This is a genomic window from Photorhabdus namnaonensis (genome assembly GCF_001684335.1).
GTDB classification, from domain to species: Bacteria; Pseudomonadota; Gammaproteobacteria; order Enterobacterales; family Enterobacteriaceae; genus Photorhabdus; species Photorhabdus namnaonensis.
The window spans coordinates 88,672-113,623 of sequence record NZ_LOIC01000020.1 but is presented as its reverse complement, the minus strand read 5'-3'; the positions used below and the strand labels follow the sequence as shown (position 1 = coordinate 113,623).

Sequence of the window (24,952 nt, the reverse complement as noted above, 5' to 3'; positions counted from 1 at the left end):
TTAATGGCAACACACAGAAAATCGTTACGTTACGTAGGTAACAACTGTTGTAATTGAATGCAGGCAGCTTCATATTCACTACGTTCTTCAATATCTTGTTGTAGAAATTGCGCCATGTAGGGATAAAGCTCAATGGCCTTGTCCAATAGCGGATCACTGCCCGCCGCATAAGCGCCGACGTTAATCAGATCACGGTTACGTTGATAGCTTGCGAGTAGTTGTTTGAACTGCTGTACCCGCCGGTAGTGCTGCTTATCAATGAGTGCGGTCATGGCGCGGCTGATAGAGGCTTCAATATCAATTGCCGGGTAATGCCCTGATTCTGCCAGCGAACGGGAGAGGACGATATGACCATCCAGAATGGCTCGGGCAGCATCGGCTATCGGGTCTTGTTGATCATCACCTTCGGTCAGTACGGTATAGAACGCGGTAATGGAGCCGCCACCGTTCACTCCATTGCCTGCACGTTCCACAAGTGCAGGCAGTTTGGCGAAAACCGAAGGCGGATAACCTTTGGTTGCCGGAGGTTCGCCAATGGCCAGGGCAATTTCACGTTGTGCCATGCTGTAGCGGGTCAATGAATCCATAATCAGCAATACATGTTTACCCCGATCACGAAAATCTTCCGCGATACGGGTAGCGTAGGAGGCGCCTTGCATACGCAACAGAGGCGAGATATCGGCGGGTGCGGCGACAACCACTGAACGAGCCAGACCGGCGGCGCCAAGGATGTTTTCAATAAAGTCTTTAACTTCTCGGCCACGTTCGCCGATCAAGCCAACGACAATCACATCAGCCTGTGTATAGCGTGCCATCATGCCAAGCAGAACACTTTTACCGACCCCGGAACCAGCAAACAACCCCATACGTTGCCCGCGACCTACGGTAAGTAGGGCATTAATTGCCCGCACGCCGACATCCAGTACGTCACTGATTGGTGTACGTTGCAGAGGATTGATTGGCGGTGTGGTGAGTGGGGCGCGATAGCCGGTATCCGGTGAAGGAAAACCGTCCAGTGGACGACCGGCGCCATCCAAAACCCGTCCTAACAGTTCCGGGCCAAGGGGTAACTGGCGACCACTGCCGCAATCTTCACTGTACGGACGAGCGTATACCCGGGCGCCGGGTACAATCCCTTCCAGATCTTCAAGCGGCATCAGTAAAAGTTTTTCGCCATTAAAACCGACAACTTCACTTTCAACTTCTTCAATATTGTTGCCATTTTGTCGCTCAATCAGGCAGGTTGCTCCAAGAGGCAGATGTAAACCTGTTGCCTCCATAACCAGCCCGGTCGCTCTGGTCAGACGTCCATAACGACGAACCGGCGAAGTTTTCGCTAATTTCTTCTCAAAAGCATCCAGTGTCGCCAGCCAGCGCCCGAGTCTTGCTGTCATTACAATTCCCCCGGCGCGGCCAGCCTACATAACTCATGCCAGCGGGTTGCCAGACTGGCATCTAAATCGCCTTCCTCTGCGCTGATTTTACAACCGCCAGGATGTAGCTTGTTATCTGCCAGTAAGCGCCAGCCGTGTAGTGAGAGTGTGTTGCCTAGTTGTTGCTCAACCATTGGCATATCTTGTGGGTGAACCCGCAATTGGGGTTTACCACTCAGCATCGGTTCCTGTTGAATAAATTCACGGATTTGATTGAGTAGGGCAGTGCCATCACAAATCGCCGATTGACCTAAGATCTGTTTCGCCGCGGTCAGTGACAGTTGCATCAAGCGGGATGCAATAATCGTGTCAAGTCCTTCCAGTGAATGTTGGAAATCCGCTAGCAGATTTTGCCATTGCTCGGTGATAGATTGCTGCTGCTGAATGGCATCTTTTCGCCCCTGTTCCAGACCGGCCTCTAAGCCGGTTTGGTAACCTTGTTCATAACCTTGCGCTTGACCTTCGGTAAATCCCTGTTCATGGCCTGCTTGTCGAGCCTGTTCTTTCAGGTTATCCAGCATTGCCGCCTGTTCAAGGATTTCATTACGCTCAGAATCTTGCTGTGAGTCATCAACGGACTCTGGTTTAGCCCGCAGTTTTTCCCACTGTGTCAGCTCGTTTGGTTTCCAGGGTTGCCAGTCAGCTTTGTTTAACTTATCAGACATAGCTATCGTCGCCGCCATTCAGGATAATCTCGCCGCTTTCCGCCAGACGACGAACAATAAGCAGAATTGCTTTCTGTTCGCTTTCCACTTGAGACATCCGCACCGGACCACGGTTTGCCAGGTCATCGCGCATAATCTCTGCGGCACGTTGAGACATATTGTTGAGGAAGTGATCGCGTAGTTGCTGGTTGCAGCCTTTCAGTGCAATGAGCAGGGAGTCGGTGGTGATTTCCTGCAACAGGCGCTGGATACTGCGGTCATCCACATCAATGAGGTTTTCGAACAGGAACATTTCATCGATGATTTTTTGTGCCAGTTCGTTGTCGTAGGCGCGCATAGCTTCGATGACATTCTCTTCCTGCTGGCTTTTCATCAGGTTGATAATTTCAGCCGCGGTACGAATGCCGCCCATTTTGCTGCGCTTGAGATTCTGGCCGTCCAACAGGTTATTGAGCACTTCTGTCAGTTCAGCCAGTGCCGCCGGTTGTACGCCACCGAAAGTGGCAATACGCAGCATGATGTCATTGCGTAATTTGTCATCAAACAGCGCAAGGATATCGGCTGCCTGTCCGCGGTTTAAGTGAACCAGAATGGTAGCGATGATCTGTGGATGTTCTTCACGGATCATATCGGCTGCCATTTGAGGTTCCATAAAGTTGAGGGTCTCAATACCGGTGGTGGTTTCACGGGATTCGAGAATATCCTCAAGCAGACTGGAAGCGCGTTCTTCACCGAGTGCTTTAATTAGCACCGAGCGTAAATAGTCACTGGCGTTGATACTCAGTGCCGCATACTGACCGGCATCTTCTTCAAACTCTGCCAATACATCCACCAGTTGCTGGTTAGAAATTTGGCGCATACCTGCCATTGTGATACTGAGTTGCTGGACTTCCCTGGAGTTCAGGTGTTTAAACACCTCGGCCGCCTGATCTTCTCCCAGGGTCATTAACATGACGGCGCTTTTTTCTGTTCCGTTCAGGCTCATTGTTCGTTACTCATCCATTGACGGATCACCAGCGCCACGACGCGAGGATCTTTTTCTGCCAGCTCGCGAATGCGTTGGCTTTGAATTTCAGCGCTGACTCGTTGACGTGTCAGTTTCTGGCGCGTCTTTTCATCCATTTCCGCACTAGATTCAGTCACTTGTCTTTTCTGAACTTTCTGTGCTTCAAGGGCGGCTTTTTCCGCGGCGCGTTTTTTGGCAAGTTGAGGCGCCACCATTTTGCGCCATAGCAGCCATGCCGCCAGAATCAATAACAGGTAGCGACCGAAATCGAAGGCTTTTTCCAGCAGAATTGGGTTCTGCCAGACAGGAATAACCTCGATATTTTCTTTGCTTTCAGTAAATGGCGTGTTAACCACATTCAAGCTGTCGCCACGCTCTTTAGAAAAGCCCATCGCTTCTCTGGTCAGCGCTTCTATTTTTGCCAATTGTTCAGGGGTTAGCGCCTGAGTTTCCGGGCCGTTTTTGCCTTCCACCGTGACATAATTAATGACAACGGCGACGGATAAGCGTTCAACACCGCCGGCTTGCTGTTGAACATGACGAATAGTCCGATCCACTTCATAGTTTGTGGTTTCGTCACGGCGGTTATTGCGATTATTGTTCACCATGCGCTCGTTACTGTTACTTGCGGATGATGCTTTCTTATCGCTCTTGTCGTTTTTATTGCCATCTTTGGCATTCGGTTTATCAATCGGCGCACTCGGTGGCGGGCTCGGTTGATTGGAAAGCGCGCCGGGAATACCGCCGACCAGAGAGCCGCCGCTCTGCTCGCTTTCACTCAACTGTTTTGAGCGAACCGCAGCCTGATTAGGGGGTTGGTTCGGTTTATATTCTTCCGCTGTCTCTTCACGGCGTGAAAAATCCACCTGTGCCGTCACTTGGGCGTGGACGTTCCCACGACCAACAACCGGAGTTAGAATCGCTTCGATACGCTGCTGGAAACGATTTTCCACTTCCTGAATGTATTTCAGTTGACTGGTATTGAGATCGCGTCCGGTGGCGTCGGCTTGTGTCAACAGACGTCCCGCCTGATCAACGATAGTGACATTGCCCGGCGGTAAGCCAGCGACACTGCTGGAAACCATATGGACGATGGCGTTTATCTGGCCTTCATCCAAGGTACGACCTTGCAATAATCCAACCGTAACGGAAGCTGAGGGCGATTTCTGTTCACGGACAAACAGCGAGGGTTTTGGCAGTGCAAGGTGAACACGAGCATTTTGCACCGGCCCCAGAGATTCAATGGTGCGTGACAGTTCACCTTCCAACGCTCTTTGGTAGTTAACTTGTTCACTAAATTGGCTGATGCCAAACTTTTCTTTATCGAGTAGTTCGAATCCAGCCGCTCCACCCTTAGGCAACCCTTGTTGCGCCAATCTTAGCCGTGTCTCATGCACCTGTTCGGCAGGGATCATGATCGCAGCGCCATTTTCGGCAAAACGGTAAGGGATATTTAATTGGGTTAATTGGGTGACAATATCGCCACCATCTTTATCGCTCAGATTACTGTAAAGCACCCGATAATCGGGGCTGCGTAACCACAGGAAAAGGGCAATGACAATCGCAACGGCTGCGCTGCCGGCAACTAATAATGGCACTTTAGGATCAGCTTTTATCTGGTTAATGATAGCACTGAAACCTTTAGTTTGATTTTCAACGTCGGTTGTTGCGGCACTCATAGACGATCCTTGCCTTGCTGTTCAACATGAATACTAAAAGCGTGGCGTAACAAAACAGACTCCCCATACGCAAGCGAAAAAATTCTTCCTATTTTCAGTTTTGTCATTATTCGCTGTTCACTCATCTTTTAATGGCACAATAAGCCCTGACTTTTTACTTTAATTACCCGCTTTAGATTGAGGGGGCTATGTTAGGGTGGCGGTCTGAAAATATGCCGTATATACCTTGGGTTAATATGGCATTGAATCGCGTAGGATATAGGGTGGTTTAACACGAGGTTTTTATGTCAATTCAAGCAATTGAAGGCGTGCTGCAACAGATGCAGGCTCAGGCGCTACAGGCAGCAAGTATCGCAAAACCCATGCCGTTACAGGGTGGATTTGCCAGTCAACTAACGGCGGCTATTGGTAAAATTAATCAAACACGTTTAAATGCGACAAAACAAACTCAAGATTTTACCTTGGGTGTACCCGGTGTTGAATTGAATGATGTGATGGTGGAGATGCAGAAATCTAGTATCGCTTTGCAAATGGGCGTCCAGGTGAGAAATAAGCTGGTGGCTTCTTATCAGGAGATTATGAATATGCAGGTGTAGGTATATTAACTTATTGATATCTATTGTTATCAACCTTTTGTATTTTCTGTTTGGGGATAGCCACCCGGATTTGCAGGTGGCCTTTGATGTCATGGATGTACAATTATTGGTTTTATTTCTGGTCTTTTGTATTGGGAGGCAATCCATAGCTCATATTGGGATTGCATTTCTGTCCACATTTCAGCGCTGGTTCCTAATGCAGCTTCCAGACGTAATGCCATATCAGCGGATATACCGGCATTGCCGTTTAATATACGGGATAACGCGGCACGAGTAATACCCAATGATTTTGCAGCGTCAGTTACAGATATATCCCCAAGATACTCGCGTAAAACAAATCCAGGATGTGCCGGGTTATACATTCTGCCCATTTTGTTATTCCTCAGTGGTAATCTTGATAGTTGACGAGAATGACATTTTCACCTTCAAATCTAAATGTTAATCGCCAATTGCCATTGATCGATATAGCCCAGTGACCTTTTAAATCAGCCCCTTTTAGTGGGTGGAGTTTCCAACCCGGAGCGTTCATATCATCTGGTTTTTTAGCCATATTTAATGCAGTTAACTGAATTTGTAACTTTACAGCATGTTTTGGTTGAATACCTGCTGTAGTGCCAGTTTTGAAAAACTCTTCCAGACCTTTATGTTTGAAACTCTTAATCATTTTCGACATTATGGCATTGTATTGCGTATAGCCACACTATACGGTCATGGATGTTAGAGGTCAAGTTTTTGATGGAGGGTAAAATATGTTGAGCTGGCTTTTCTTTGAATGAGTAGAAACCATAATATATCGAAGTGGAGGGTAGAATAATTTTCTTTCCCATTTTTGGGAACGTAAAAATAATAAAATATAAAAATTATTTATTTTTCAATGGAATATGATTCTCTGGCATATCATGATGTGGATGAATTTCGAGGTTTTCAGAGGAGTATCGGCTAGTATGAGTCGTATTAGATTCAAGGTTAGGACGATATTTCTTTTCTATCTTTTGTTGCTAAACATCATCAATCAATTACAGTACCTTGGAATTTTTCGTACAGGTTTATCTTACTTATCATTGTTCATTTCTGGCAGACGCAATTTAATCACCAAGATTTCTTATCTATTCCTTATAATCTGAATTGAAATCAATACATCCTAAACCAAACTCACAAAATGGGTAAATAATGGTGATGAGAGTACATCACCTTTATTTCTCAATTACTTTTGTTCCGTAGAGTTCATAAGAGTATGATAGGGTTCAACAGGGAATTGGCCGTAGCTATCATTTAATAATTGCTGTTGGCTTGCTTGTTTGATGAGTTTACTTAATTCATCAAGTCTTTTCTGTAGTAGTTTTTTAATCTCATTTTCATTATCTAAAATTATCTGCAAAATGTTGGTCATTTTTTGTTGTAACGAAAGAGAAGTCGTCGATGATATTGAAGAGTGGCTGATCACTTCTACTGCTTTGAGGTAGGTGATTTCCATATCAACAAGCTCATCCCATTTTTCATTTTTAGCTAAATTAAGCATTTGCTCACTTAAACTTAGGATCTGTTGGTAAGCTGACAAAAGATCCAATTCATTATCCATTAAACAATATCCTGACTGGCGTTGTGATGAGGGCCAATTTGCCGCCAAGCGTCTGAAATCTCGGTGAGTAACTTTATTACTTCGGTAATGGCTGGCTCATCATTGCGTAAATTAGCGTGGAGTAAACGTTGGGTCATATAGTCGTAAAGGGAAGCGAGATTGTGTGCCAGCTCTCCGCCTTTTTCATTATCTAACCCCTGTTTGAGGCCATTATCGATGATATTGATCGCTTTGGAAATAGCTGCGCCTTTTTCCGCGATATTACCTTGTTCCATCAGAATAATTGCTCGACGCAGGGCGCTTAGCGCCCCGTTGAACAAAATCTGAATCAACTGATAGGGAGAGGCGTTCATAATTTCGCTCTCCATATCTATCTGGGCATACAATTGACTTGCCGAACGTTGATACATAATTTCCTTTAATTATCTCATTTGCTGTAATTGTGATAGGAAGCTACCGGTTTTTCCCAAGGAAGAGACCATTTTATCCAGTTGTGAAAATTGGCGTTTATAACGTTCAATTGTTTCGTTAATATTCTCTTTCGTCCTGTCTACTTGTTTCTCAAGGGTTTTTAGACGCTTGTTAATGCCATTAGTCGCGGTAACTAAGGTACCTTCATGGCTATCCAGAGCATCTTTTAATAGCTTATGTGTCTGAGTGGCAAAACCCGTTTCTTTACCGTCTCCCATAAAAAATGCTTTCACATTAGCTGGCTTTTCTTTTAGATTTTTTTCCAGTTTTTCATTATCAATTTCCAACTTGCCGTCAAGCTTTTGTTTAATACCCAGCTTATTCAGGGTTGGAATATCATTAGCCGCCTGAGAGCTGAAGATCTGGCTTCTTAGCTGGTTCTGTATTCCGCGTAATGTGCTGTCACCTAATAAAGCACCATTATCTTTCGACGGTTCTTCACCCTGTTTTACTGGCTTAAATTTGGTCAGCGAATCAAATGTCGTTTGTAATTCATTATAAGCATCAACCCAGTTTTTAATCGCCTCTTTCATCGGCTCAATATCACGGGATATGACCAGTATTTCTGGCTTATGTTCCCCTGGTTTATCTTTATCCTCAGTCGTTTTTTTCAGATCCAGTTTAACGCCTTCGGGTGCATCGGTAATATGGTTTGTCTGACGCTCAATTTCGATTTTGTTGACGGTCAATTTCGCATTTTTCGCTTCAACCGTTTGAGTGAGTTTACTCGTTGTACCCGGATAGTTTAGAAACTCGCTAAGTTTGTTATCACCTTCAACAGTGATGGTCATCACCGATTCAGTGCCCGCTTTTTTGGCCGTCAGCACTAAATAGTTTTCGCCATCTTTGGCTTTAATAATACTGGCGTTGACATTACCTTCCTGCTTATTAATGGCATCACGGATCTCAATAATGGATGTTTGTCCGTCTGTCAGCTCGATTTTCATCGGCTTTTTTTCGCCAGGCTGAGTAATGGTAATTGTCCGGGTTTTACCTTCGCCCAAAGTTTCACCGATATGCTCTTTGATATTACTGACTTCTTTTGTCTGTAATGATTGTGCCTGCGCCAATTGTTTAACTTCAATACTGTAGTTACCTGGGGTGGCTTTAGAATCCGTACTGGCAACGAATGCATCATGTTTTTCGCTGGCAGTGGTTGTGTTAAGTTTATCGAACTTTTTCAGTGATTCAGACGCGGTTTCCAGCTTTTCTAAACTGCCTTTTAACGTACCAAAAGCGGTTAGCTTACCTTTATAACTGGTTTGCTGTTGTGTTAGAGGGACTAAACGCTTTTGTTCTGCTGCCTGAAGTTTATCCAGTATGGAGCCCAAATCCATCCCCGATCCGGCGCCTAATGAAGAAATGCTAGCCATTATTGACTCCTTTATTAGTAAATTTTTATTGAACCGGTTATCGGTAAGTTTTTGGAAAAGTTTACTAATAAAAATAATTTTTCTATGGTAGGAATAGTCGTGAAGAACCGACGCTGTTTGGCTTATCAGGGAAACGTGATAAAAAAGAAAAAGTTTTTTCAAGAAAAATTAAAGGTTCTTTGAGGAGCGCCGATAAAACTGTTGGCGGTGATGAACACCGTGGGTAAACCCCAAACTTATATATCGACTTGATTTTAAAAAGGAACTCTAACTATGGCACAAGTCATCAACACCAACAGCCTGTCCCTGCTGACTCAGAATAACTTGAACAAATCCCAGGGTGCTTTGGGTAACGCTATCGAGCGTCTGTCTTCTGGTCTGCGTATCAATAGCGCGAAAGATGACGCGGCTGGTCAAGCGATCGCTAACCGTTTCACTGCAAATGTTAGAGGTTTGACTCAGGCAGCACGTAACGCTAACGACGGTATCTCTATTGCACAGACTACCGAAGGTGCGCTGAACGAAATTAACACCAACTTACAACGTATTCGTGAACTGTCTGTTCAGGCAAGCAACGAAACCAACTCTGCGAGTGATACCAAATCTATCCAGGAAGAAGTTGCTGAGCGTTTGAAGGAAATTGATCGTATTTCTGCGCAAACTCAGTTCAACGGCGTTCGTGTTTTGCGTGAAGATAGCAAAATGACCATTCAGGTTGGTGCTAATGATAATGAAGTTATCGATATTGATCTGAAAAAAATCGACAAAGAAGTTCTGGGACTGGGAACATTCACTGTTTCTGCGGAAGTTCCACATGGAGAAGTAATTACACAGGTTGACGATGGTGCTGGTGGGAAGAAAACTATCGATCATACTGCCGACGATAAAGTTAAGAGCCTGAAAAGTGTAGAAGTCTATAAAGCCGTTAAGGATGATGGTTCAGTTGATCCTGACAAATATGTTGTCAAAGGTACTGACGATACAGATGGCAAAGTAAAATATTTCAGCGCAGAAATTGATAAAGATGGTAAGGTGAAAACAACCGGTGACATCACTGCTAAAGCGTCAGAAAAGCCTTTGGAAACTTTGGACAAGGCTCTGGCACAAGTTGACAGCCTGCGCAGTTCTTTGGGTGCTATCCAGAACCGTCTGGAATCTACCGTTAACAACCTGAACAACACCGTTAACAACCTGAGTTCTGCTCGTAGCCGTATCGAAGATGCTGACTATGCGACCGAAGTGTCTAACATGAGCCGTGGTCAAATTCTGCAACAAGCGGGTACTGCGGTTCTGGCTCAGGCTAACCAAATTCCTCAGAATGTAATGTCTCTGCTGCGCGGCTAAGGCAATATGTGAACCTGATTCACATAAAAATCCAAATAAAATCAAGGATCGGCTCGCCGGTCCTTCTTTTTTAGGAGTTTATCAGGAACAGCCTAAAATTTGTGATACTATTAGGCAGACAATAAATTTCGCATAGGTGAAAAAGAAGTGTTTTTACTACATTGTTCAAACGATTGCCCTTGTTAGGGGATTGGATAATGATGGTTAGTCTCTTTTTCCAAAGGTGTCTGTTGTTGTGAGCGATTTGTATACCGCCGAAGGCGTGATGGACAAAAACAGCCTCTGGAAGCGCTACGTACCATTAGTTCGCCATGAAGCGTTAAGGCTACAAGTTAGGTTACCCGCGTGTGTGGAGCTGGATGATCTACTTCAAGCCGGGGGAATCGGCTTACTAAATGCGGTGGAACGTTTTGATTCCTTACAGGGAACCGCGTTTACCACTTATGCGGTACAACGCATCAGAGGTGCAATGTTGGATGAGTTAAGGAGCCGTGATTGGGCTCCGCGTAGTGTGCGCCGTAGTGCGCGTGAAGTGACGCGAACCATCCGTAAACTTGAGCAAGACCTAGGTCGTCCAGCCAGTGAGCAGGAAGTTGCTAAAGAATTAAAGATTGATCTGGTAGAATATCGGCAGATACTGTTAGATACGAATAACAGTCAATTGTTTTCGTATGACGAATGGCATGAAACGCATGGTGAAAGCTGTGAACCTGTCATTGAAGAGGGACATGAAACCAATCCCTTACAACAATTGCTGGAGAGTGACATTCGTCAACGGGTAATTGAGGCTATCGATTCGTTACCTGAGCGAGAAAAAATGGTTCTGACGCTGTATTATCAGGAAGAACTTAATCTGAAAGAGATTGGCGCAGTACTTGAAGTCGGGGAGTCCCGTATAAGTCAGTTACATAGCCAAGCGATTAAACGCTTGCGGGCACGCTTAAATCCGGAAAAGTAACTTTTTTGCTTATTTGTTTTTTGTTTAAGACTACACACAGGGCTTATCTCTTATGTCTGTTACAACACAAAAGAAACGGCCGCTCAGCCGTTACATTAAAGACTACAAGCATAGTCAAACTCATTGCTTGCATTGTCACAAAGCTCTTGACCGTATCTCCTTGGTTTTTAAGGGCCAAGTGATCAACAAAGAGTCCATCTCCGAGATGACGGAGTTGATCGATGACAAGACTTGGGATGAGCTGCAAGATAAATTTGTCGCGTTATGTCGTTTTTGCAGTGAGATTTATTGCAATAGCGAGACAGATTATTTTGACATCATGTCGTTCAAACAGTACCTGTTTGAGCAGACTGAAATGAGTCATAGCACTGTTCGTGAGTATGTGGTTCGTTTACGACGTTTGGATGAATTGCTCACTTCAAGCAATTACCCTGTAAAAGAGTTCACAACAGAGAAAATTCAGGAAAAACTGAGTGAGAAACTGTCACAATCGGCATTCAGTAACTACAACATTGCTTTGCGCAAGTATGAACAGTATTTGAGCTGGCAACAGGGCGCTCACTAAGCTGGAAATATAAACAGCAAAGAGATGATTAATTTTGGGGGAACACATTTTGGTGTGTTCCCCTTAAACCGTTGGCAAACCACGTTAAAAATAACGCGGGTTGTTTTCATAGGCATCAATATAAAATCAGACATTAAAAATAAAAATTACACTTACGAAAGCCACGCTTGGCTTTTAATAGCAGGGCCGATAATAGACTTAATTATTTGTTTGTATGGAGTTGGAAATTACCTATTTGTTACGGGATTTTTTGCTGTTATTTCATTGAGTTAAAATTATAGAGATGATGGAAACAATTATTTTAAATATCGCGATAATACCAGCTTATTTTACCTTATTATCTTTTTGGTCGTCTCACTATTAATTATCCCAACATAACTCGGAATTTTATTGACTTTTGTATTCGGCAATATATTGTATATACATATTTCATTAATATGGTATTTGCTATGGAAAAAGAAATATTTATTTTTAGAGAAGTTAACGTAGAAGATGCAAACAATCTCATTGTTTTTTTTAATGATTTAGATAATACATCGGAATTTATGTTGCTTGAGCCGGGAGAGAGAAAAACAAGTGTTGAAGAACAGGCGGATATAATAAAAGGATTCGGTAAAGACAGGCAAATGTTAATATGCGAATATAACAAAAGCATTGTTGGATTTATTGTTATATCTAAAGGTGTGTTTAATAGGAACAGGCATCTGGGTTCTATTGTGCTTGGGGTAAAAAAAGAGTATAGAAACAAAGGTATAGCGAGAAATTTACTCGATAAAGCACAAGATTGGTCACGGAAAAATGGCATTAGCAGACTTGAGTTAACCGTCGCAATAAAAAATACATTGGCAATAAAACTGTATTTGTCATCAGGTTTTATTTTTTCTGGCATCAGAACTGGCTCACTATTTATAAATGGTGAACTGACCGATGAATACTATATGTCTAAAAGAGTATGTCTAAAAGAATATGTCTAAAAGAATATCTGAAATGGTAATGATCCGTAGGTAAACAACCGGTGATTAAGTTAAGATTCTTGGGGAACATATTTTTGATATGTTCCCCTTAACTACAGCCGAAATTAACCGATGGTCATCAGACTGGCATTACCCCCCGCCGCCGCGGTATTAATGCTCAGTGAGCGTTCATGTAGCAGACGTTCTAACAATAGATTAGTTTCTCCACGGGCAAAACCTTGTACGGAAATGATAACGCCTTTACGTTGAGCGACTTGTTCGCAAACTTGACGAAGTTGATCAGAGTCGCCGTGGTAAATAACCGCTTCGAATGCCGTATCTTCACTCTGCCAGTCCTGAACCAAATGGATTGATTTACGGACGCTATCTGGCAATTGACGAAATAGTTGCTGATGTAGTTCATCATTTTGCCATAGCAACTGACAGCCCACAGACAATGTTGCCGCCAGTTGGATCAACGCATCCTGTTGATTATCCGCCAGACACAACACCTGACCACGAGGTAACAGGGTATAAGTATTGCGTTCGCCGGTCGGCCCCGGCAACAGGCGGGTGGTACCACCTTGCGCCAGTAGTTTATATTGTTGAATCAACTGATTTAGCTCTTCGTTGTGCTGCTTGGTCGCCCATTCTGTCAGTGCGTCAAAAGGGGTCGTCAGTACTGAACGGACATTGGCATCCAGTGGATATTCAGCATCCTGACGCTCCAATGTTTGGTTGATCGCGTTTTGAGGACGGCAAGAGAGCAGACGGTACAAATAGAACGGGCCGCCTGCTTTCGGCCCGGTACCGGATAAGCCTTCACCACCGAACGGTTGCACGCCAACAACAGCGCCTACCATGTTGCGGTTAACATACAAATTGCCGACTTTCGCTTTGGCGGTAACTTGTGCAATCGTTTCATCAATACGGGTATGGACGCCCAGGGTCAGACCATAGTTGGAGTTATTAATCTGATCCAGCAATTTATCCAGCTCGTTACGTTTAAAACGGACAACATGCAGAACCGGGCCGAAAATCTCTTGTTTTAATTCATTGAAATTTTCCAATTCGATCAGCGTTGGTTTAACGAAAGTGCCTTGATCCCACTCTTGATTGTCAATCACATTATCTTGGGCTGCCTGATAAATCGCGCGTCCTTTGGTACGCATTGCTTGAATATGGCGATCAATACCGGCTTTGGCTTCCGCGTCAATGACTGGGCCGATATCGGTAGACAGGCGTTCAGGATTACCCATCCGGCATTCAGACATGGCGCCTTTCAGCATGGTGAGCGTTCTTTCTGCCACATCATCTTGAATGCAAAGGATACGCAGGGCGGAACAACGTTGACCGGCACTGTCAAAAGCAGAGGCGACCACATCAGTAACAACTTGTTCTGTCAGCGCGGAAGAGTCGACAATCATGGCGTTCAGACCACCGGTTTCGGCAATCAGAGGGGTTGGGCGTCCTTGTGCATCGAGTCTTCCGGCAATATTACGTTGTAACAAACTAGCCACTTCTGTGGAGCCGGTAAACATCACGCCGCGTACTCTCTCATCTCCCACCAGAAGAGAACCAATGGTTTCACCTCGACCAGGTAATAATTGCAATGCATCGTGGGGAATACCTGCTTGATGCAGTATTTTGACCGCTGCCGTCGCAATTAATGGGGTTTGCTCCGCAGGTTTTGCTAATACACTGTTACCGGCGGCTAATGCAGCCGCTATCTGCCCGGTAAAAATGGCTAATGGGAAATTCCACGGGCTGATACAGACAACCGGCCCCAGAGGGCGATGAGTATCATTAGCGAAATCATGGAGAACTTGTCCCGAATAGTAGTAGAGAAAATCGACCGCCTCGCGTACCTCGGCAATCGCGTTATTAAAGGTTTTGCCGGCCTCCCGAACCAAAATACCTAATAGCGGTTGCATCTGGTTTTCCATCAATTCCGCAGCGCGAACCAGAATAGCAGCCCGTTCTGATGGTGGCGTCGCAAACCAGATTGCGCCGGCTTCTGTTGCGACATCCAGCGCATGACCGACTTCCTGTTCAGTGGTTTCACGAACATAGCCGACAATATCGGAAGGCGCCGCCGGGTTAATAACTGGTTTAGCGGCCGGTAACTCACCTTGATGGTGATAACTGCCGCCTAGTAGTGGTTCGCTATATCGTTCTTCGGTAGCAGAACTTAATAGCGCACTGGAAAGAGATGCCAGACGATGTTCATTGGCAAGATCCAGACCGGCTGAGTTTGCGCGGTCTTTGCCATATAGATTATGAGGCAGAGGAATTTTTGGGTGTGGAAGACCGATTTGACCTTCGGTTTCAGCCAGCTTCTGAACCTTTTTCACCGGATCGGCAACCAGTTCATCCAGTGGTAATGTGGTATCGGCGATACGGTTGACGAAGGAGGTGTTAGCGCCGTTTTCCAACAGACGACGGACTAGATAAGCCAATAGTGTTTCGTGAGTGCCTACTGGCGCATAAATACGGCATGGGCGGTTTAATTTACCGTCAGAGATTTTTCCGACCACTTGTTCATACAAGGGTTCTCCCATGCCATGCAGACACTGGAACTCATATTGACCAGGATAATAGTTTTGGCCTGCCATATGATAAACGGCAGCTAACGTGTGAGCGTTATGAGTAGCGAACTGAGGATAAACCAGATTGGGTACTGACAAGAGTTTGCGGGCGCAAGCCAGATAAGAGACATCAGTATAAACTTTACGGGTATAAACTGGATAACCTTCCAGCCCATCGATTTGAGCACGTTTAATTTCGCTATCCCAGTAAGCGCCTTTTACCAGTCGCACCATCAACCGACGGCGGCTGCGTTGTGCTAAGTCAATGACCGTATCGATAACAAAGGGACAGCGCTTTTGATAAGCCTGAATAACGAAACCAATGCCATTCCAGCCAGCCAATTGTGGTTCAAAACAGAGTTTTTCCAACAAATCGAGAGAAATTTCCAGACGATCGGCTTCTTCGGCATCAATATTAATACCAATATCATATTGGCGTGCCTGTAATGTCAGGGAAAGCAGGCGTGGATAGAGTTCGTTCATGACGCGTTCATATTGAGCACGGCTATAACGCGGGTGCAGCGCAGAAAGCTTAATAGAGATTCCAGGTCCTTCATAAATGCCGCGGCCGTTAGATGCTTTCCCGATAGCATGAATTGCTTGTTGGTAGGAAACCATATAATTCTGAGCGTCTTCCTCAGTTAAAGCGGCTTCACCTAACATGTCGTAGGAGTAACGGAACCCTTTTTCTTCCAGCTTACGTGCACTTGCCAGCGCTTGAGCGATGGTTTCTCCGGTAACAAACTGTTCACCCATCAGGCGCATTGCCATATCTACGCCTTTACGCACTAATGGTTCGCCGCTCTTACTGATAATGCGATTCAGCGAATTGGAGAGTTTGGCTTCGTTGTGGGTAGAAACCAGTTTGCCGGTAAACAGCAGCCCCCAGGTTGCCGCATTGACAAACATGGATGAACTTTGACCCAAATGGGAATGCCAGTTGCCGTTACTGATTTTGTCGCGGATTAGTGCGTCGCGAGTGGCTTTATCAGGGATACGGAGCAAGGCTTCCGCAAGACACATTAGCGCAACGCCTTCCTGAGATGAAAGTGAAAATTCCTGCAATAACCCTTGGACCAGACCTGAACGACCAATGCTGTTTTTCTGGTTACGCAATTTTTCTGCAATGCTGTAAGCCAGCCTATGAGTCGCTTGCGCCTGATCTTCTGGTAATTGCGCCTGTTGTAGCAGCATGGGAACCGCCTGTGTTTCTGGCAGGCGATAGGCAGCAGTAATTGCGGAACGTTTTACTGATTGAGGCAGGATATGTTCTGCGAAGTCGAGAAAAGGTTGATGAGAAGAATCTATTGCCGTTTCTTCTGCGATTATCTTCTCGTCTTTGATATCCTGATTAGCAGAGAGTTCAGCGATCTGTTCATCGTTTTCAAGACGTTCAAGATAATTAAAAATAGCTTGTTTGATTAGCCAATGTGGAGTGCGGTCAATCCGTTGTGCCGCAGCTTTAATGCGATCGCGCGTTGCTTCATCAAGCTTCACGCCCATTGTTGTACTACCCATCCTCGCTCCTTAATAGGTAAGGTTTATCTAAAATTGCATGATAATATCTGACATGTTGCAACTTTGTGCAACCTTATGAGAATTGCTTGTTTTATTTTTGTGAAATTAATCTAGTTATTATAATTAGGTGGATATATTTATTTTTGTGACTTTATTTGACTGACACACATTGGTTTAATATTTTGTGGCTAATATCGGGGTGTAACCCTGAAATGGTTAAAAAGTATAATTTTTAAAGCAAATAAATGTGATTCAGTAGACGTTTCTTGTAAAAAATAGCGTTAATTAGTTGTTAAATTACCTGATGCTAATCTAGGATTCACTGTAACTTTCTAATTGGTTACAAAAATAATTATTTCAATTTAGAATTATGGATCATTTTTAGGTGCAATCAGGTGCAACGTTCCTGAACCTGACAGGGAAAACTCTGTGTACCCAGGAGAACTGCGGATTTGCAAAACACAGATAACACTATGGAGAATTTGCATGACAGTAAATACACCAATGCTAATCACCTTTATTGTCTACATTACTGGTATGTTGTTGATAGGCTTTTTGGCTTATCGCTCAACCAAAAATTTTGATGATTATATTTTGGGAGGAAGGCGATTAGGTAGCGTGGTAACGGCTTTGTCTGCCGGTGCTTCGGATATGAGTGGCTGGTTATTAATGGGCTTACCTGGCGTAGTCTATTTCGCGGGGATTTCAGAAAGCTGGATAGCCATTGGCCTCTCTTTAGGCGCTTACCTGAACTGGAAATTAGTGGCAGGCAGGTTACGAATCCAGACCGAAGTCAATAATAATGCGTTAACATTGCCGGACTATTTCACCAGCCGTTTTGACGATAGCAGTAAAATCCTGCGTATTATTTCTGCATTGGTTATCTTGATCTTCTTTACTATCTATTGTGCTTCTGGCGTCGTTGCCGGAGGATTGTTATTTGAAAGTACGTTCGGTATCAGTTACCAGAAAGCCATGTGGCTCGGTGCGGCGGCAACGATTGCTTATACTTTCCTTGGCGGCTTTCTGGCGGTCAGTTGGACCGATACGGTTCAGGCTTCATTAATGATCTTTGCGCTTATCTTGACGCCGGTCATCGTTATTTTCTCTGTAGGCGGCATTGATACCTCTTTGGCGATGATAGAGGCAAAAAGCCCGGCTTATATGGACATGTTCAAAGGGTTGAACTTTATTGCCATTATCTCGCTGTTGGGTTGGGGATTAGGTTATTTTGGTCAGCCACATATTCTCGCGCGTTTTATGGCGGCAGATTCCCATCATACTATCCGTAAGGCTCGTCGTATCAGTATGACTTGGATGGTGTTATGTCTGGCAGGCACTATTGCTGTCGGTTTCTTCGGTATTGCCTATTTTGAAATGCATCCTGAACTGTCTGGCCCAGTCACAGCCAACCGTGAGCGTATCTTTATGGAATTGGCGGTTGTTCTGTTTAATCCGTGGATAGCGGGCATTTTACTCTCTGCTATTCTGGCCGCGGTGATGAGTACCTTAAGTTGTCAGTTGCTGGTGTGTGCGAGCGCTTTGACGGAAGATCTTTACAAACCCTTTATCCGTAAATCTGCCAGTCAGAAAGAGTTGGTGTGGGTAGGGCGTTTCATGGTGTTGCTGGTGGCGGTCATCGCGATGGTGATAGCAACCAATCCAGACAATAAAGTGTTGGCTCTGGTCAGTAATGCATGGGCTGGATTTGGCGCCGCGTTCGGCCCGGTGGTGCTGATTTCTGTTATCTGGAAACGTATGACACGTAATGGCGCATTAGCGGGGATGTTGGTAGGGGCCGTTACGGTATTGGTATGGATGAAGTACCAATGGTTTGCGTTGTATGAAATTATTCCTGGCTTTATCTTAGCTTCTATTGCGATTGTGGTTGTGAGTCTGTTGGGTAAAGCGCCGAGCAGCTCAGCGCAACAGCGTTTTATTGATGCTGAGGTGCAATATAAGACTAAATGAGTTGAAGTAAGGTAAATTGAAATAAAAGTAAAAAAGCGTGAAGGTGAAATACCTTCACCAGACCGTTAACAAACCTCGTTTAAAATAGCGAGGTTTGTTTTTTTCATCATGAGAAATTATTGGATGCCCGGTAACTTTAAGTCATTCATTAGGAGAATTATCGTCGGCCAATGTTTCATACTTTCACCTCTGGATATTCAGCAGTCAACAGAGATAAATAATCTTGATAAAGCACGTCATATAATGCGACTGTTTCGGGGATTGGAACGGTGCGGGTTTCTTCATCAAGATGAACAAAACGTTGGCAAAGGTGGGCGAGCCGCGCTTGTTTATCTTCCTTTTCTGTCAAGGAGTCACACCACATCGCTTGAATAGCAGCACCTAGGGCGGCGGTTTCTTGATTGGTGACGCAAATAACCGGCGTATTCATGATATCAGCCACAATTTGTCGCCATTTTTTGCTGCGAGCGCCACCGCCGGTCAAACGGATCTCATTAATTTCAATCCCTTGTTTGCGAAATAATTCAATACCAAAACGTAGCCCGTAGGTGGCGCTTTCAACTGTCGCCAAAATGAAATTTTGTTGATTCATATTGTTAATATCCAGGTTATGGATACTGGCTTTGGCGTGGGGAAGCGGCGGGACTCGTTCACCATTAAAAAATGGCAGCATCATCAAACCATTAGCACCGGGTTTGCTCTGGTTCAATGTGTCATTAAAAGCTTGAATATCCATATTAAACAGCTTTTGAATGGCGGTTGTCGCTGAAGTCACATTCATCGTGCAAATCAATGGTAGCCATCCATTATTAGAGGAGCAGAAACCTGCGATCATTTCAGAATCAGCGACAATTGGTTTGTCAGAGTAAGTGAATAGGGTGCCAGAAGTGCCTAAACTCATGGTCGTGATGCCGGGAACGATATTGCCTGTTCCAATTGCGGCCATCATATTATCACCCCCGCCAGACGCAACTTTGGTTGTTGGTGAAAGCCCTAATCTTCTTGCTATTTCGGGCTTTACTGTGCCAATACAAGTCTCAGCGGAAACCAATTCAGGCAGTGCATGCCAAAGACGGCCATCTGGATCAATTAATTGAGCAATTTGGTTATCCCAGTCGCGTTTACGAATATTCAGTAATCCGGTTCCTGAAGCATCACCATATTCGGCGACTAATCTGCCTGTTAGCCAATAATTGAGATAATCATGAGGTAATAAAACAGTGTTCAGTTTTTCCCATAATTCAGGATGATATTTTTTGAACCAAAGAATTTTAGATGCGGTATAACCTGTCTGCGGCATTAATCCGAGTTGTGTTAAAGCGGCTGGGATACCACCGAGTGCATCAATAATTTCCTGATTTTCAACCGCGGTTTCAGTGTCGCACCAGAGTTTTACCGGTGCTAAAACATGGCCTTCCGCATCCAGAGGAACAAAACCGTGTTGTTGACCTGATACGGCGAGAGCGACAATTTCTGTACCAGAAATTCCTGCTTGCTCAATCGCTTGAGAAAAGGCACTCTCCAATGCCTCTGTCCACCAGTGAGCCTGTTGTTCACGACGGCCGTTTGAGTCGCTAATTATTGGATGAGGCGAGCTGCCTTCCCCCAAAATATGCGCTTTTTGGCTATCGACAATAATGACTTTAGTACTTTGTGTACCACAATCGATACCAGCATAGAGCGCCATGCGTTACTCCATTTCCAACATAATTTTGATATCTGTCGGGCGACCCTCCGCGGCTCGTTCATAAGCCTGAACGCTGTCTTTAAATTTATAGGTTGCGGATAATAAGGGGGTTACCTTGAGCTTGCCGGAGCTAAGTAAACGGAGAGTACGAGGATACATATTTGCATAGCGGAAAATAGTTTTGAATGTGATCTCTTTAGCTTGAGCAGAGACAATATCAAATGGCGCCGGATCAATAGGCATACCGACCAGAACAGCTATTCCTCCTGGTGCAATGTGCTCTGAAATAGTGGCAATGACCGGTTTTGCGCCACTACATTCAAAGAGAATATTGACGCCATTACCATCGGTTAATGCGTTAACTGTCTCAGCAAGTACTTTGTTATTAACGGGGTGAAGACCCGGATACTGTTTTGCAATTTCTAGTTTTTCATCGAACACATCACAAATAATGACATCAGAACAACCACCGGCTAATGCAGCAAGTGCGGTAACCATTCCGATCGTGCCGGCGCCAACAACTAATGCGATATCTCCAGGTTTAATTTCTGCTTTTGTGGCTGCTTGCATACCGATAGATAATGGTTCCACCATTGCACCTTCGGCAAAACTGACATTATCAGGTAATTTGAACGTAAATGCCGCCGGGTGAATAACCCTTTCACGTAAGCAACCATCAATAGGGGGCGTCGCCCAGAAACGGATTTCTGGATCTAAGTTATAAATACCTGCCCGTGATTGTGGTGATTGCAGATTAGGAATGCCAGGTTCCATACAGACACGATCGCCGATTTTTAAGTGAGTCACATTTTTACCTACCGCTGTGATGACGCCTGATGCTTCGTGCCCGAGGATCATCGGTTTTTCGACAACAAATGGCCCAATGCGCCCGTATTGGTAATAATGTACATCGCTGCCGCAAATCCCCACCGAATGAATCTTTATCTCAACATCATTTTCACCCGCTATTTCGGAGGCTTCCCAGTCTTGAATTGAAATCTGACCTGCTTTTTCTAATACTAATGCTTTCATGATCTGCCCTCTTATTTTGATATTACCGATATCATTTATTTGGAGGGATATTAGATCGAAAATTATTATATTTATGTGATTTAAGTTAAGGTCTTATTAAATGGTGATGTTTTTGTGTCAATATTAAAAAGCGAATTATCCACTTGGTCACTATTTAAATATATATATTGACAATGTAATGATATCAATTTAAATAATAAGAATATAAGCATGAATAAACAACTTTATATTGAGAAAATAATAATTTTTTCAAAAGGCATATTCAATTCAAGAGTAAATTGCTTGGATATTGGAATTCGATATAAAGAATACTCATAGTTAATGGATGCTGTAGAAGAAACGTTCAGGTCAGCCATGAAGAGGCGGCAGAAAAAGACGAAGGAGAGAACAACCGATCCGGAAAGTGGGTTTATGCATCACACTAGTCAACCTTACCAGCCAGCGTCTGGCGCGTTAGCTCAGTCTCTTCGCCTTCGTATCATGTTAATCTTTCAGTTTTTTAGCGATCTTCGCTACATGCTCGCCTTGATAACGGGCGATCTTCAATTCATTTTCATTGGGGATGCGCGAACCATCACCGTCAGCAATAGTACTGGCGCCGTAGGGTGTTCCTCCCTGCATCTGCGAAATATCGCCAATTTCGGGAATACCATAACCAATTGGTACAATAATAAAGCCGTGGTGAGCGAGCGTTGTCCAGGTTGAAGTAATCGTCATCTCCTGACCACCGCCAACGCCTGTGGAAGTGAAGACGCTAGCGACTTTGCCGTACAGTTTACCTTCGACCCACAGGCCGCCGGTCTGATCTAGAAAGTTTCTCATTTGGCCGGCCATATTACCAAAGCGGGTTGGGGTGCCGATAATAATGGCATCATAGTCAACTAGCTCTTGTACGGATGCAATAGGAGCGGATTGATCTACTTTACCACCTGCTTTGGTAAATGCTTCTGGTGGAATGGTTTCTGGCACGCGTTTAATCGTGACTTCTACGTTAGCGACTTTTTTAGCGCCTTCTGCTACTGCCGATGCCAGCGCTTCAATATGACCGTACATGGAATAATAAAGTACAAGAATTTTAGTCATAGCACTTTCTCCTACAAGGTTAAAAAGTGGCTGCGAAGTTTACAATAATAGCAGCCTGTTATTTAAATTCATCAATACCCTTCATCTTTCAAGTTGCTTCTTTGTTGGCTGCACTCACTCACCCCGGTCACATAGTTTGCTATGCTCCCGGGGATTCGCTCCCTTGCCGTCGCGATCCATCTTGAAATCCATTGGGTAAATATTATTGATGGAATAAGGTGAAATGATCACGTTATGAAAATTTGCCTAATGCTTTTAATAAGGAATATTTTCTTAACCGGTAGAGTAAGTGTAGTGGGAATTTTTCAGCTTGCAGCAATAAAAAAGACCTGTGGAGTATTATTCCAACAGGTCATATAGATATTAAGGATTTGAATAAGTTAACTGTACAAACGTGTTCTACGTTTTTTTACAATTTGAAAACCGATAATTAAAACCATAAACCAGATAGGTGTGATGATTAATGCCTGACGGGTATCATCCCGTAAAGTGAGTAATATCAGAACAAATGCAAAAAATGCCAGACAGACCCATGACATGATAATACCCAATGGCATTTTATAGGTTGAAGCCTTATGTAATGCCGGACGACGTTTCCGGTAAACCAGATATGAGCATAGGATCATACTCCAGATAAACATAAACAGAATGGCTGAAACGGTGGTTACCAAGGTAAATACATGCATAACATCAGGAATTAAATAAATCAGCACCACACCACAGGATAAACATAAACAGGTGAAAATTAACCCCGATGCAGGTACGGAACGGCGTGAAAGGCGGCTGAATTGCTGTGGCGCATCGCCTTCTTTTGCTAACCCAAATAGCATACGGCTGGTGGAGAAAACACCGCTGTTGGCTGAAGAGGCGGCAGAGGTTAATACCACAAAGTTCACGATACTGGCGGCAGCGGGTAAACCGATGAGAACAAACAGCTCAACAAAAGGACTTTTGTCTGCAATGATTGAACGCCACGGTGTAACCGACATAATAATTATCAGCGCCAGCACGTAGAAGGTGATAATACGAATCGGAATGGCATTAATGGCTCTGGGAAGGGATTTCATTGGATCTTTAGTTTCTGCGGCGGCAGTACCCACTAATTCAATGCCCACAAAGGCGAATATGGCTATCTGAAATCCGGCGAAAAATCCGCTTAACCCTTTGGGAAAGAATCCACCATCATTCCATATATTTGCCAGTGAAGCGGTATGACCGGCTGGAGATTGAAAATGCATGCCAATCAGAATAGCACCTGTCGCGATTAAAGCGACAATAGCAACGATTTTTATCATGGCGAACCAGAATTCCATTTCTCCGAATAATTTCACTGTAGCCAGATTCAGGGAGAGCAATAGTGAAACGCAGAGTAGGGAAGTCAGCCATTGTGGAAAATCCGGTTGCCAATAGCCGATATAAGCAGTAATCGCGACCACATCGGCGATACCGGTAATAACCCAACAGAACCAGTAAGTCCAGCCGACGAAAAAACCCGCCCAGGGCCCGAGCAAATCGGCGGAAAAATCACTGAATGATTTATAATTCAGGTTCGAAAGCAATAGTTCACCCATTGCTCGCATCACGAAGAACAACATGAAACCGATAATCATATAAACGAATATGATCGATGGTCCGGCGAGAGAGATTGTTTTCCCTGATCCCATAAACAGGCCCGTGCCGATGGCGCCGCCGATAGCGATAAGTTGTATATGTCGGTTGGTTAGATTGCGTTGTAACTGCGTTTCCCCGGTTTTAGCGGAAAGTGAAGTGTGTATATTTTCTGCCATAGTATGTAGTATCCAATATTTTCTTCGGTAAATTGTTACGGCTCTTTAAGTGGCCTTATATATGATGATGTTTGCGAAAAATATTGTGACACAGATTACTATAGCAATAACAGCCTGATCTCACTTTAAAAACAAATTGGTTACAATTTAACTTGTTAATGCTGTTGGAATTGAGTATGAATTATTCGTTCAGAAAAAAATGGCTATAATATATTGACGACAGCTTTGTATAGGGGAATAATTACTCACATTGGGTTGTTAGCTCAGTCGGCAGAGCAGTTGACTCTTAATCAATTGGTCCGGGGTTCGAGTCCCCGACAACCCACCAATCAAATTAATGAGTTGTGAATATTTCACTGACAACTTATTTTTCTAGGTAACTTATTCGTGTGTCATAATCATATCGGGTCTGATTTAATATTTTTTACATGTTCTTAAAAGATGATGTAGTGATGCTGGGATAATTTATCAATGAGGACTATCTCCCAAGGAACTTAATGAATCATCTAGTACAAATAAATGAAATTGTTAAGGCCGGGTGTTATTCTGTTCCCGGCCTTTTTGGTAATTATAACGGTAGATTTGGCCAATCAATCTCTGGTATTTTTGAATTATCAATCCGATTTAGTATGACTCGGTATTTTTTCCAAGCCTGCAAAGTCAT

General features: G+C 44.1%; 21 protein-coding genes and 1 tRNA gene. 7 read left to right on the top strand and 15 right to left on the bottom strand.

The window, feature by feature from the left end; translation table 11 throughout:
* Positions 1-29 precede the first annotated feature (29 nt).
* Genes fliI through fliF form a run of 4 tightly spaced genes read right to left on the bottom strand, consistent with a single transcriptional unit; the run spans position 30 to position 4,783 of the window.
* Positions 30-1,394 carry a flagellar protein export ATPase FliI gene (gene fliI / locus Phpb_RS05180; RefSeq protein ID WP_065389472.1) on the bottom strand — a complete coding sequence of 455 codons (1,365 nt, stop codon included), beginning with the start codon at positions 1,392-1,394 and terminating at the stop codon, positions 30-32.
* On the bottom strand, positions 1,394-2,098 hold the full coding sequence (gene fliH / locus Phpb_RS05175; protein ID WP_065389471.1) for a flagellar assembly protein FliH: 705 nt from the start codon (positions 2,096-2,098) through the stop codon (positions 1,394-1,396). The genes fliI and fliH overlap by 1 nt, the downstream gene beginning before the upstream one ends.
* Entirely contained in the window at positions 2,091-3,083 is a 993-nt protein-coding gene (gene fliG, locus Phpb_RS05170) for a flagellar motor switch protein FliG (RefSeq protein ID WP_036783277.1), read from the bottom strand. The genes fliH and fliG overlap by 8 nt, the downstream gene beginning before the upstream one ends.
* Complete coding sequence (gene fliF / locus Phpb_RS05165) at positions 3,080-4,783, bottom strand: flagellar basal-body MS-ring/collar protein FliF (RefSeq protein WP_065389470.1); 1,704 nt, start codon at positions 4,781-4,783, stop codon at positions 3,080-3,082. Before fliF ends, fliG begins: the two co-directional genes overlap by 4 nt.
* A 284-nt stretch (positions 4,784-5,067) precedes the next feature.
* On the opposite strand from fliF, the gene fliE reads away from it, so the two are divergent.
* Positions 5,068-5,379 carry a flagellar hook-basal body complex protein FliE gene (fliE, locus tag Phpb_RS05160; RefSeq protein ID WP_046395721.1) on the top strand — a complete coding sequence of 104 codons (312 nt, stop codon included), beginning with the start codon at positions 5,068-5,070 and terminating at the stop codon, positions 5,377-5,379.
* 89 nt (positions 5,380-5,468) lie between these two features.
* Here fliE and Phpb_RS05155 read toward each other — a convergent pair whose 3' ends face one another.
* The 5 genes from Phpb_RS05155 to fliD form a co-directional block, all read right to left on the bottom strand.
* A complete protein-coding gene (locus Phpb_RS05155) occupies positions 5,469-5,750 on the bottom strand; it encodes a HigA family addiction module antitoxin (RefSeq protein ID WP_065389469.1) in 282 nt (93 codons plus the stop codon).
* A gap of 11 nt (positions 5,751-5,761) precedes the next feature.
* Complete coding sequence (locus tag Phpb_RS05150; protein WP_065389468.1) at positions 5,762-6,043, bottom strand: type II toxin-antitoxin system RelE/ParE family toxin; 282 nt, start codon at positions 6,041-6,043, stop codon at positions 5,762-5,764.
* Between the two features lie 540 nt (positions 6,044-6,583).
* On the bottom strand, positions 6,584-6,958 hold the full coding sequence (gene fliT, locus Phpb_RS05145; protein ID WP_065389467.1) for a flagella biosynthesis regulatory protein FliT: 375 nt from the start codon (positions 6,956-6,958) through the stop codon (positions 6,584-6,586).
* Positions 6,958-7,368 (bottom strand): flagellar export chaperone FliS, encoded by a 411-nt coding sequence (gene fliS, locus Phpb_RS05140; protein WP_065389466.1) that lies wholly within the window; start codon positions 7,366-7,368, stop codon positions 6,958-6,960. The genes fliT and fliS overlap by 1 nt, the downstream gene beginning before the upstream one ends.
* A gap of 12 nt (positions 7,369-7,380) precedes the next feature.
* Positions 7,381-8,802: a flagellar filament capping protein FliD gene (gene fliD / locus Phpb_RS05135; protein ID WP_065389465.1), complete on the bottom strand. Its 1,422-nt coding sequence runs from the start codon at positions 8,800-8,802 to the stop codon at positions 7,381-7,383.
* Between the two features lie 273 nt (positions 8,803-9,075).
* Between fliD and Phpb_RS05130 the strand changes: the two genes are divergently transcribed.
* The 4 genes from Phpb_RS05130 to Phpb_RS05115 all read left to right on the top strand — a co-directional run bounded on the left by Phpb_RS05130 (position 9,076) and on the right by Phpb_RS05115 (position 12,643).
* Positions 9,076-10,146, top strand: a complete 1,071-nt coding sequence (locus Phpb_RS05130; protein ID WP_065389464.1) for a flagellin FliC — start codon at positions 9,076-9,078, stop codon at positions 10,144-10,146.
* 235 nt (positions 10,147-10,381) lie between these two features.
* On the top strand, positions 10,382-11,104 hold the full coding sequence (locus Phpb_RS05125; protein WP_065389463.1) for an RNA polymerase sigma factor FliA: 723 nt from the start codon (positions 10,382-10,384) through the stop codon (positions 11,102-11,104).
* Positions 11,105-11,156: 52 nt separating this feature from the next.
* Positions 11,157-11,669, top strand: a complete 513-nt coding sequence (fliZ, locus tag Phpb_RS05120) for a flagella biosynthesis regulatory protein FliZ (protein ID WP_065389462.1) — start codon at positions 11,157-11,159, stop codon at positions 11,667-11,669.
* A 449-nt stretch (positions 11,670-12,118) separates the two neighbouring features.
* Positions 12,119-12,643 (top strand): GNAT family N-acetyltransferase, encoded by a 525-nt coding sequence (locus Phpb_RS05115; protein WP_065389461.1) that lies wholly within the window; start codon positions 12,119-12,121, stop codon positions 12,641-12,643.
* Positions 12,644-12,747: 104 nt separating this feature from the next.
* Here the strand turns inward: Phpb_RS05115 and putA are convergent, their stop codons facing one another.
* On the bottom strand, positions 12,748-16,728 hold the full coding sequence (gene putA / locus Phpb_RS05110) for a trifunctional transcriptional regulator/proline dehydrogenase/L-glutamate gamma-semialdehyde dehydrogenase (protein WP_065389460.1): 3,981 nt from the start codon (positions 16,726-16,728) through the stop codon (positions 12,748-12,750).
* Positions 16,729-17,214: 486 nt separating this feature from the next.
* Here putA and putP point away from each other — a divergent pair, with 486 nt between their 5' ends.
* Positions 17,215-18,699: a sodium/proline symporter PutP gene (putP, locus tag Phpb_RS05105; RefSeq protein WP_065389459.1), complete on the top strand. Its 1,485-nt coding sequence runs from the start codon at positions 17,215-17,217 to the stop codon at positions 18,697-18,699.
* A gap of 175 nt (positions 18,700-18,874) precedes the next feature.
* Here the strand turns inward: putP and xylB are convergent, their stop codons facing one another.
* The 4 genes from xylB to cycA form a co-directional block, all read right to left on the bottom strand.
* The gene (xylB, locus tag Phpb_RS05100) at positions 18,875-20,386 is read right to left on the bottom strand and encodes a xylulokinase (RefSeq protein ID WP_065389458.1); all 1,512 of its coding nucleotides are present in this window, start codon (positions 20,384-20,386) and stop codon (positions 18,875-18,877) included.
* 3 nt (positions 20,387-20,389) lie between these two features.
* Positions 20,390-21,418, bottom strand: a complete 1,029-nt coding sequence (locus Phpb_RS05095; protein ID WP_065389457.1) for an NAD(P)-dependent alcohol dehydrogenase — start codon at positions 21,416-21,418, stop codon at positions 20,390-20,392.
* Positions 21,419-21,901: 483 nt separating this feature from the next.
* On the bottom strand, positions 21,902-22,501 hold the full coding sequence (wrbA, locus tag Phpb_RS05090) for an NAD(P)H:quinone oxidoreductase (RefSeq protein WP_065389456.1): 600 nt from the start codon (positions 22,499-22,501) through the stop codon (positions 21,902-21,904).
* A 380-nt stretch (positions 22,502-22,881) separates the two neighbouring features.
* On the bottom strand, positions 22,882-24,288 hold the full coding sequence (cycA, locus tag Phpb_RS05085) for a D-serine/D-alanine/glycine transporter (protein ID WP_065389455.1): 1,407 nt from the start codon (positions 24,286-24,288) through the stop codon (positions 22,882-22,884).
* 252 nt (positions 24,289-24,540) lie between these two features.
* Between cycA and Phpb_RS05080 the strand changes: the two genes are divergently transcribed.
* A tRNA-Lys gene (locus Phpb_RS05080) sits at positions 24,541-24,616 on the top strand.
* Between the two features lie 240 nt (positions 24,617-24,856).
* Here Phpb_RS05080 and Phpb_RS23540 read toward each other — a convergent pair.
* Positions 24,857-24,952: a tail fiber assembly protein gene (locus tag Phpb_RS23540; RefSeq protein ID WP_071647118.1), complete on the bottom strand. Its 96-nt coding sequence runs from the start codon at positions 24,950-24,952 to the stop codon at positions 24,857-24,859.

Excerpts from the sequence above, each read along its gene's own strand:
- Phpb_RS05150 (WP_065389468.1), bottom strand. The coding sequence starts at position 6,043 with ATGATTAAGAGTTTCAAACATAAAGGTCTGGAAGAGTTTTTCAAAACT.
- fliS (WP_065389466.1), bottom strand. The coding sequence starts at position 7,368 with ATGTATCAACGTTCGGCAAGTCAATTGTATGCCCAGATAGATATGGAG.
- fliZ (WP_065389462.1), top strand. The coding sequence starts at position 11,157 with ATGTCTGTTACAACACAAAAGAAACGGCCGCTCAGCCGTTACATTAAA.
- fliE (WP_046395721.1), top strand. The coding sequence starts at position 5,068 with ATGTCAATTCAAGCAATTGAAGGCGTGCTGCAACAGATGCAGGCTCAG.
- fliT (WP_065389467.1), bottom strand. The coding sequence starts at position 6,958 with ATGGATAATGAATTGGATCTTTTGTCAGCTTACCAACAGATCCTAAGT.
- cycA (WP_065389455.1), bottom strand. The coding sequence starts at position 24,288 with ATGGCAGAAAATATACACACTTCACTTTCCGCTAAAACCGGGGAAACG.
- putP (WP_065389459.1), top strand. The coding sequence starts at position 17,215 with ATGACAGTAAATACACCAATGCTAATCACCTTTATTGTCTACATTACT.
- Phpb_RS05115 (WP_065389461.1), top strand. The coding sequence starts at position 12,119 with ATGGAAAAAGAAATATTTATTTTTAGAGAAGTTAACGTAGAAGATGCA.
- putA (WP_065389460.1), bottom strand. The coding sequence starts at position 16,728 with ATGGGTAGTACAACAATGGGCGTGAAGCTTGATGAAGCAACGCGCGAT.
- Phpb_RS05095 (WP_065389457.1), bottom strand. The coding sequence starts at position 21,418 with ATGAAAGCATTAGTATTAGAAAAAGCAGGTCAGATTTCAATTCAAGAC.
- Phpb_RS05155 (WP_065389469.1), bottom strand. The coding sequence starts at position 5,750 with ATGGGCAGAATGTATAACCCGGCACATCCTGGATTTGTTTTACGCGAG.
- fliD (WP_065389465.1), bottom strand. The coding sequence starts at position 8,802 with ATGGCTAGCATTTCTTCATTAGGCGCCGGATCGGGGATGGATTTGGGC.
- fliI (WP_065389472.1), bottom strand. The coding sequence starts at position 1,394 with ATGACAGCAAGACTCGGGCGCTGGCTGGCGACACTGGATGCTTTTGAG.
- Phpb_RS05130 (WP_065389464.1), top strand. The coding sequence starts at position 9,076 with ATGGCACAAGTCATCAACACCAACAGCCTGTCCCTGCTGACTCAGAAT.
- wrbA (WP_065389456.1), bottom strand. The coding sequence starts at position 22,501 with ATGACTAAAATTCTTGTACTTTATTATTCCATGTACGGTCATATTGAA.
- fliG (WP_036783277.1), bottom strand. The coding sequence starts at position 3,083 with ATGAGCCTGAACGGAACAGAAAAAAGCGCCGTCATGTTAATGACCCTG.
- fliH (WP_065389471.1), bottom strand. The coding sequence starts at position 2,098 with ATGTCTGATAAGTTAAACAAAGCTGACTGGCAACCCTGGAAACCAAAC.
- Phpb_RS23540 (WP_071647118.1), bottom strand. The coding sequence starts at position 24,952 with ATGACTTTGCAGGCTTGGAAAAAATACCGAGTCATACTAAATCGGATT.
- xylB (WP_065389458.1), bottom strand. The coding sequence starts at position 20,386 with ATGGCGCTCTATGCTGGTATCGATTGTGGTACACAAAGTACTAAAGTC.
- fliF (WP_065389470.1), bottom strand. The coding sequence starts at position 4,783 with ATGAGTGCCGCAACAACCGACGTTGAAAATCAAACTAAAGGTTTCAGT.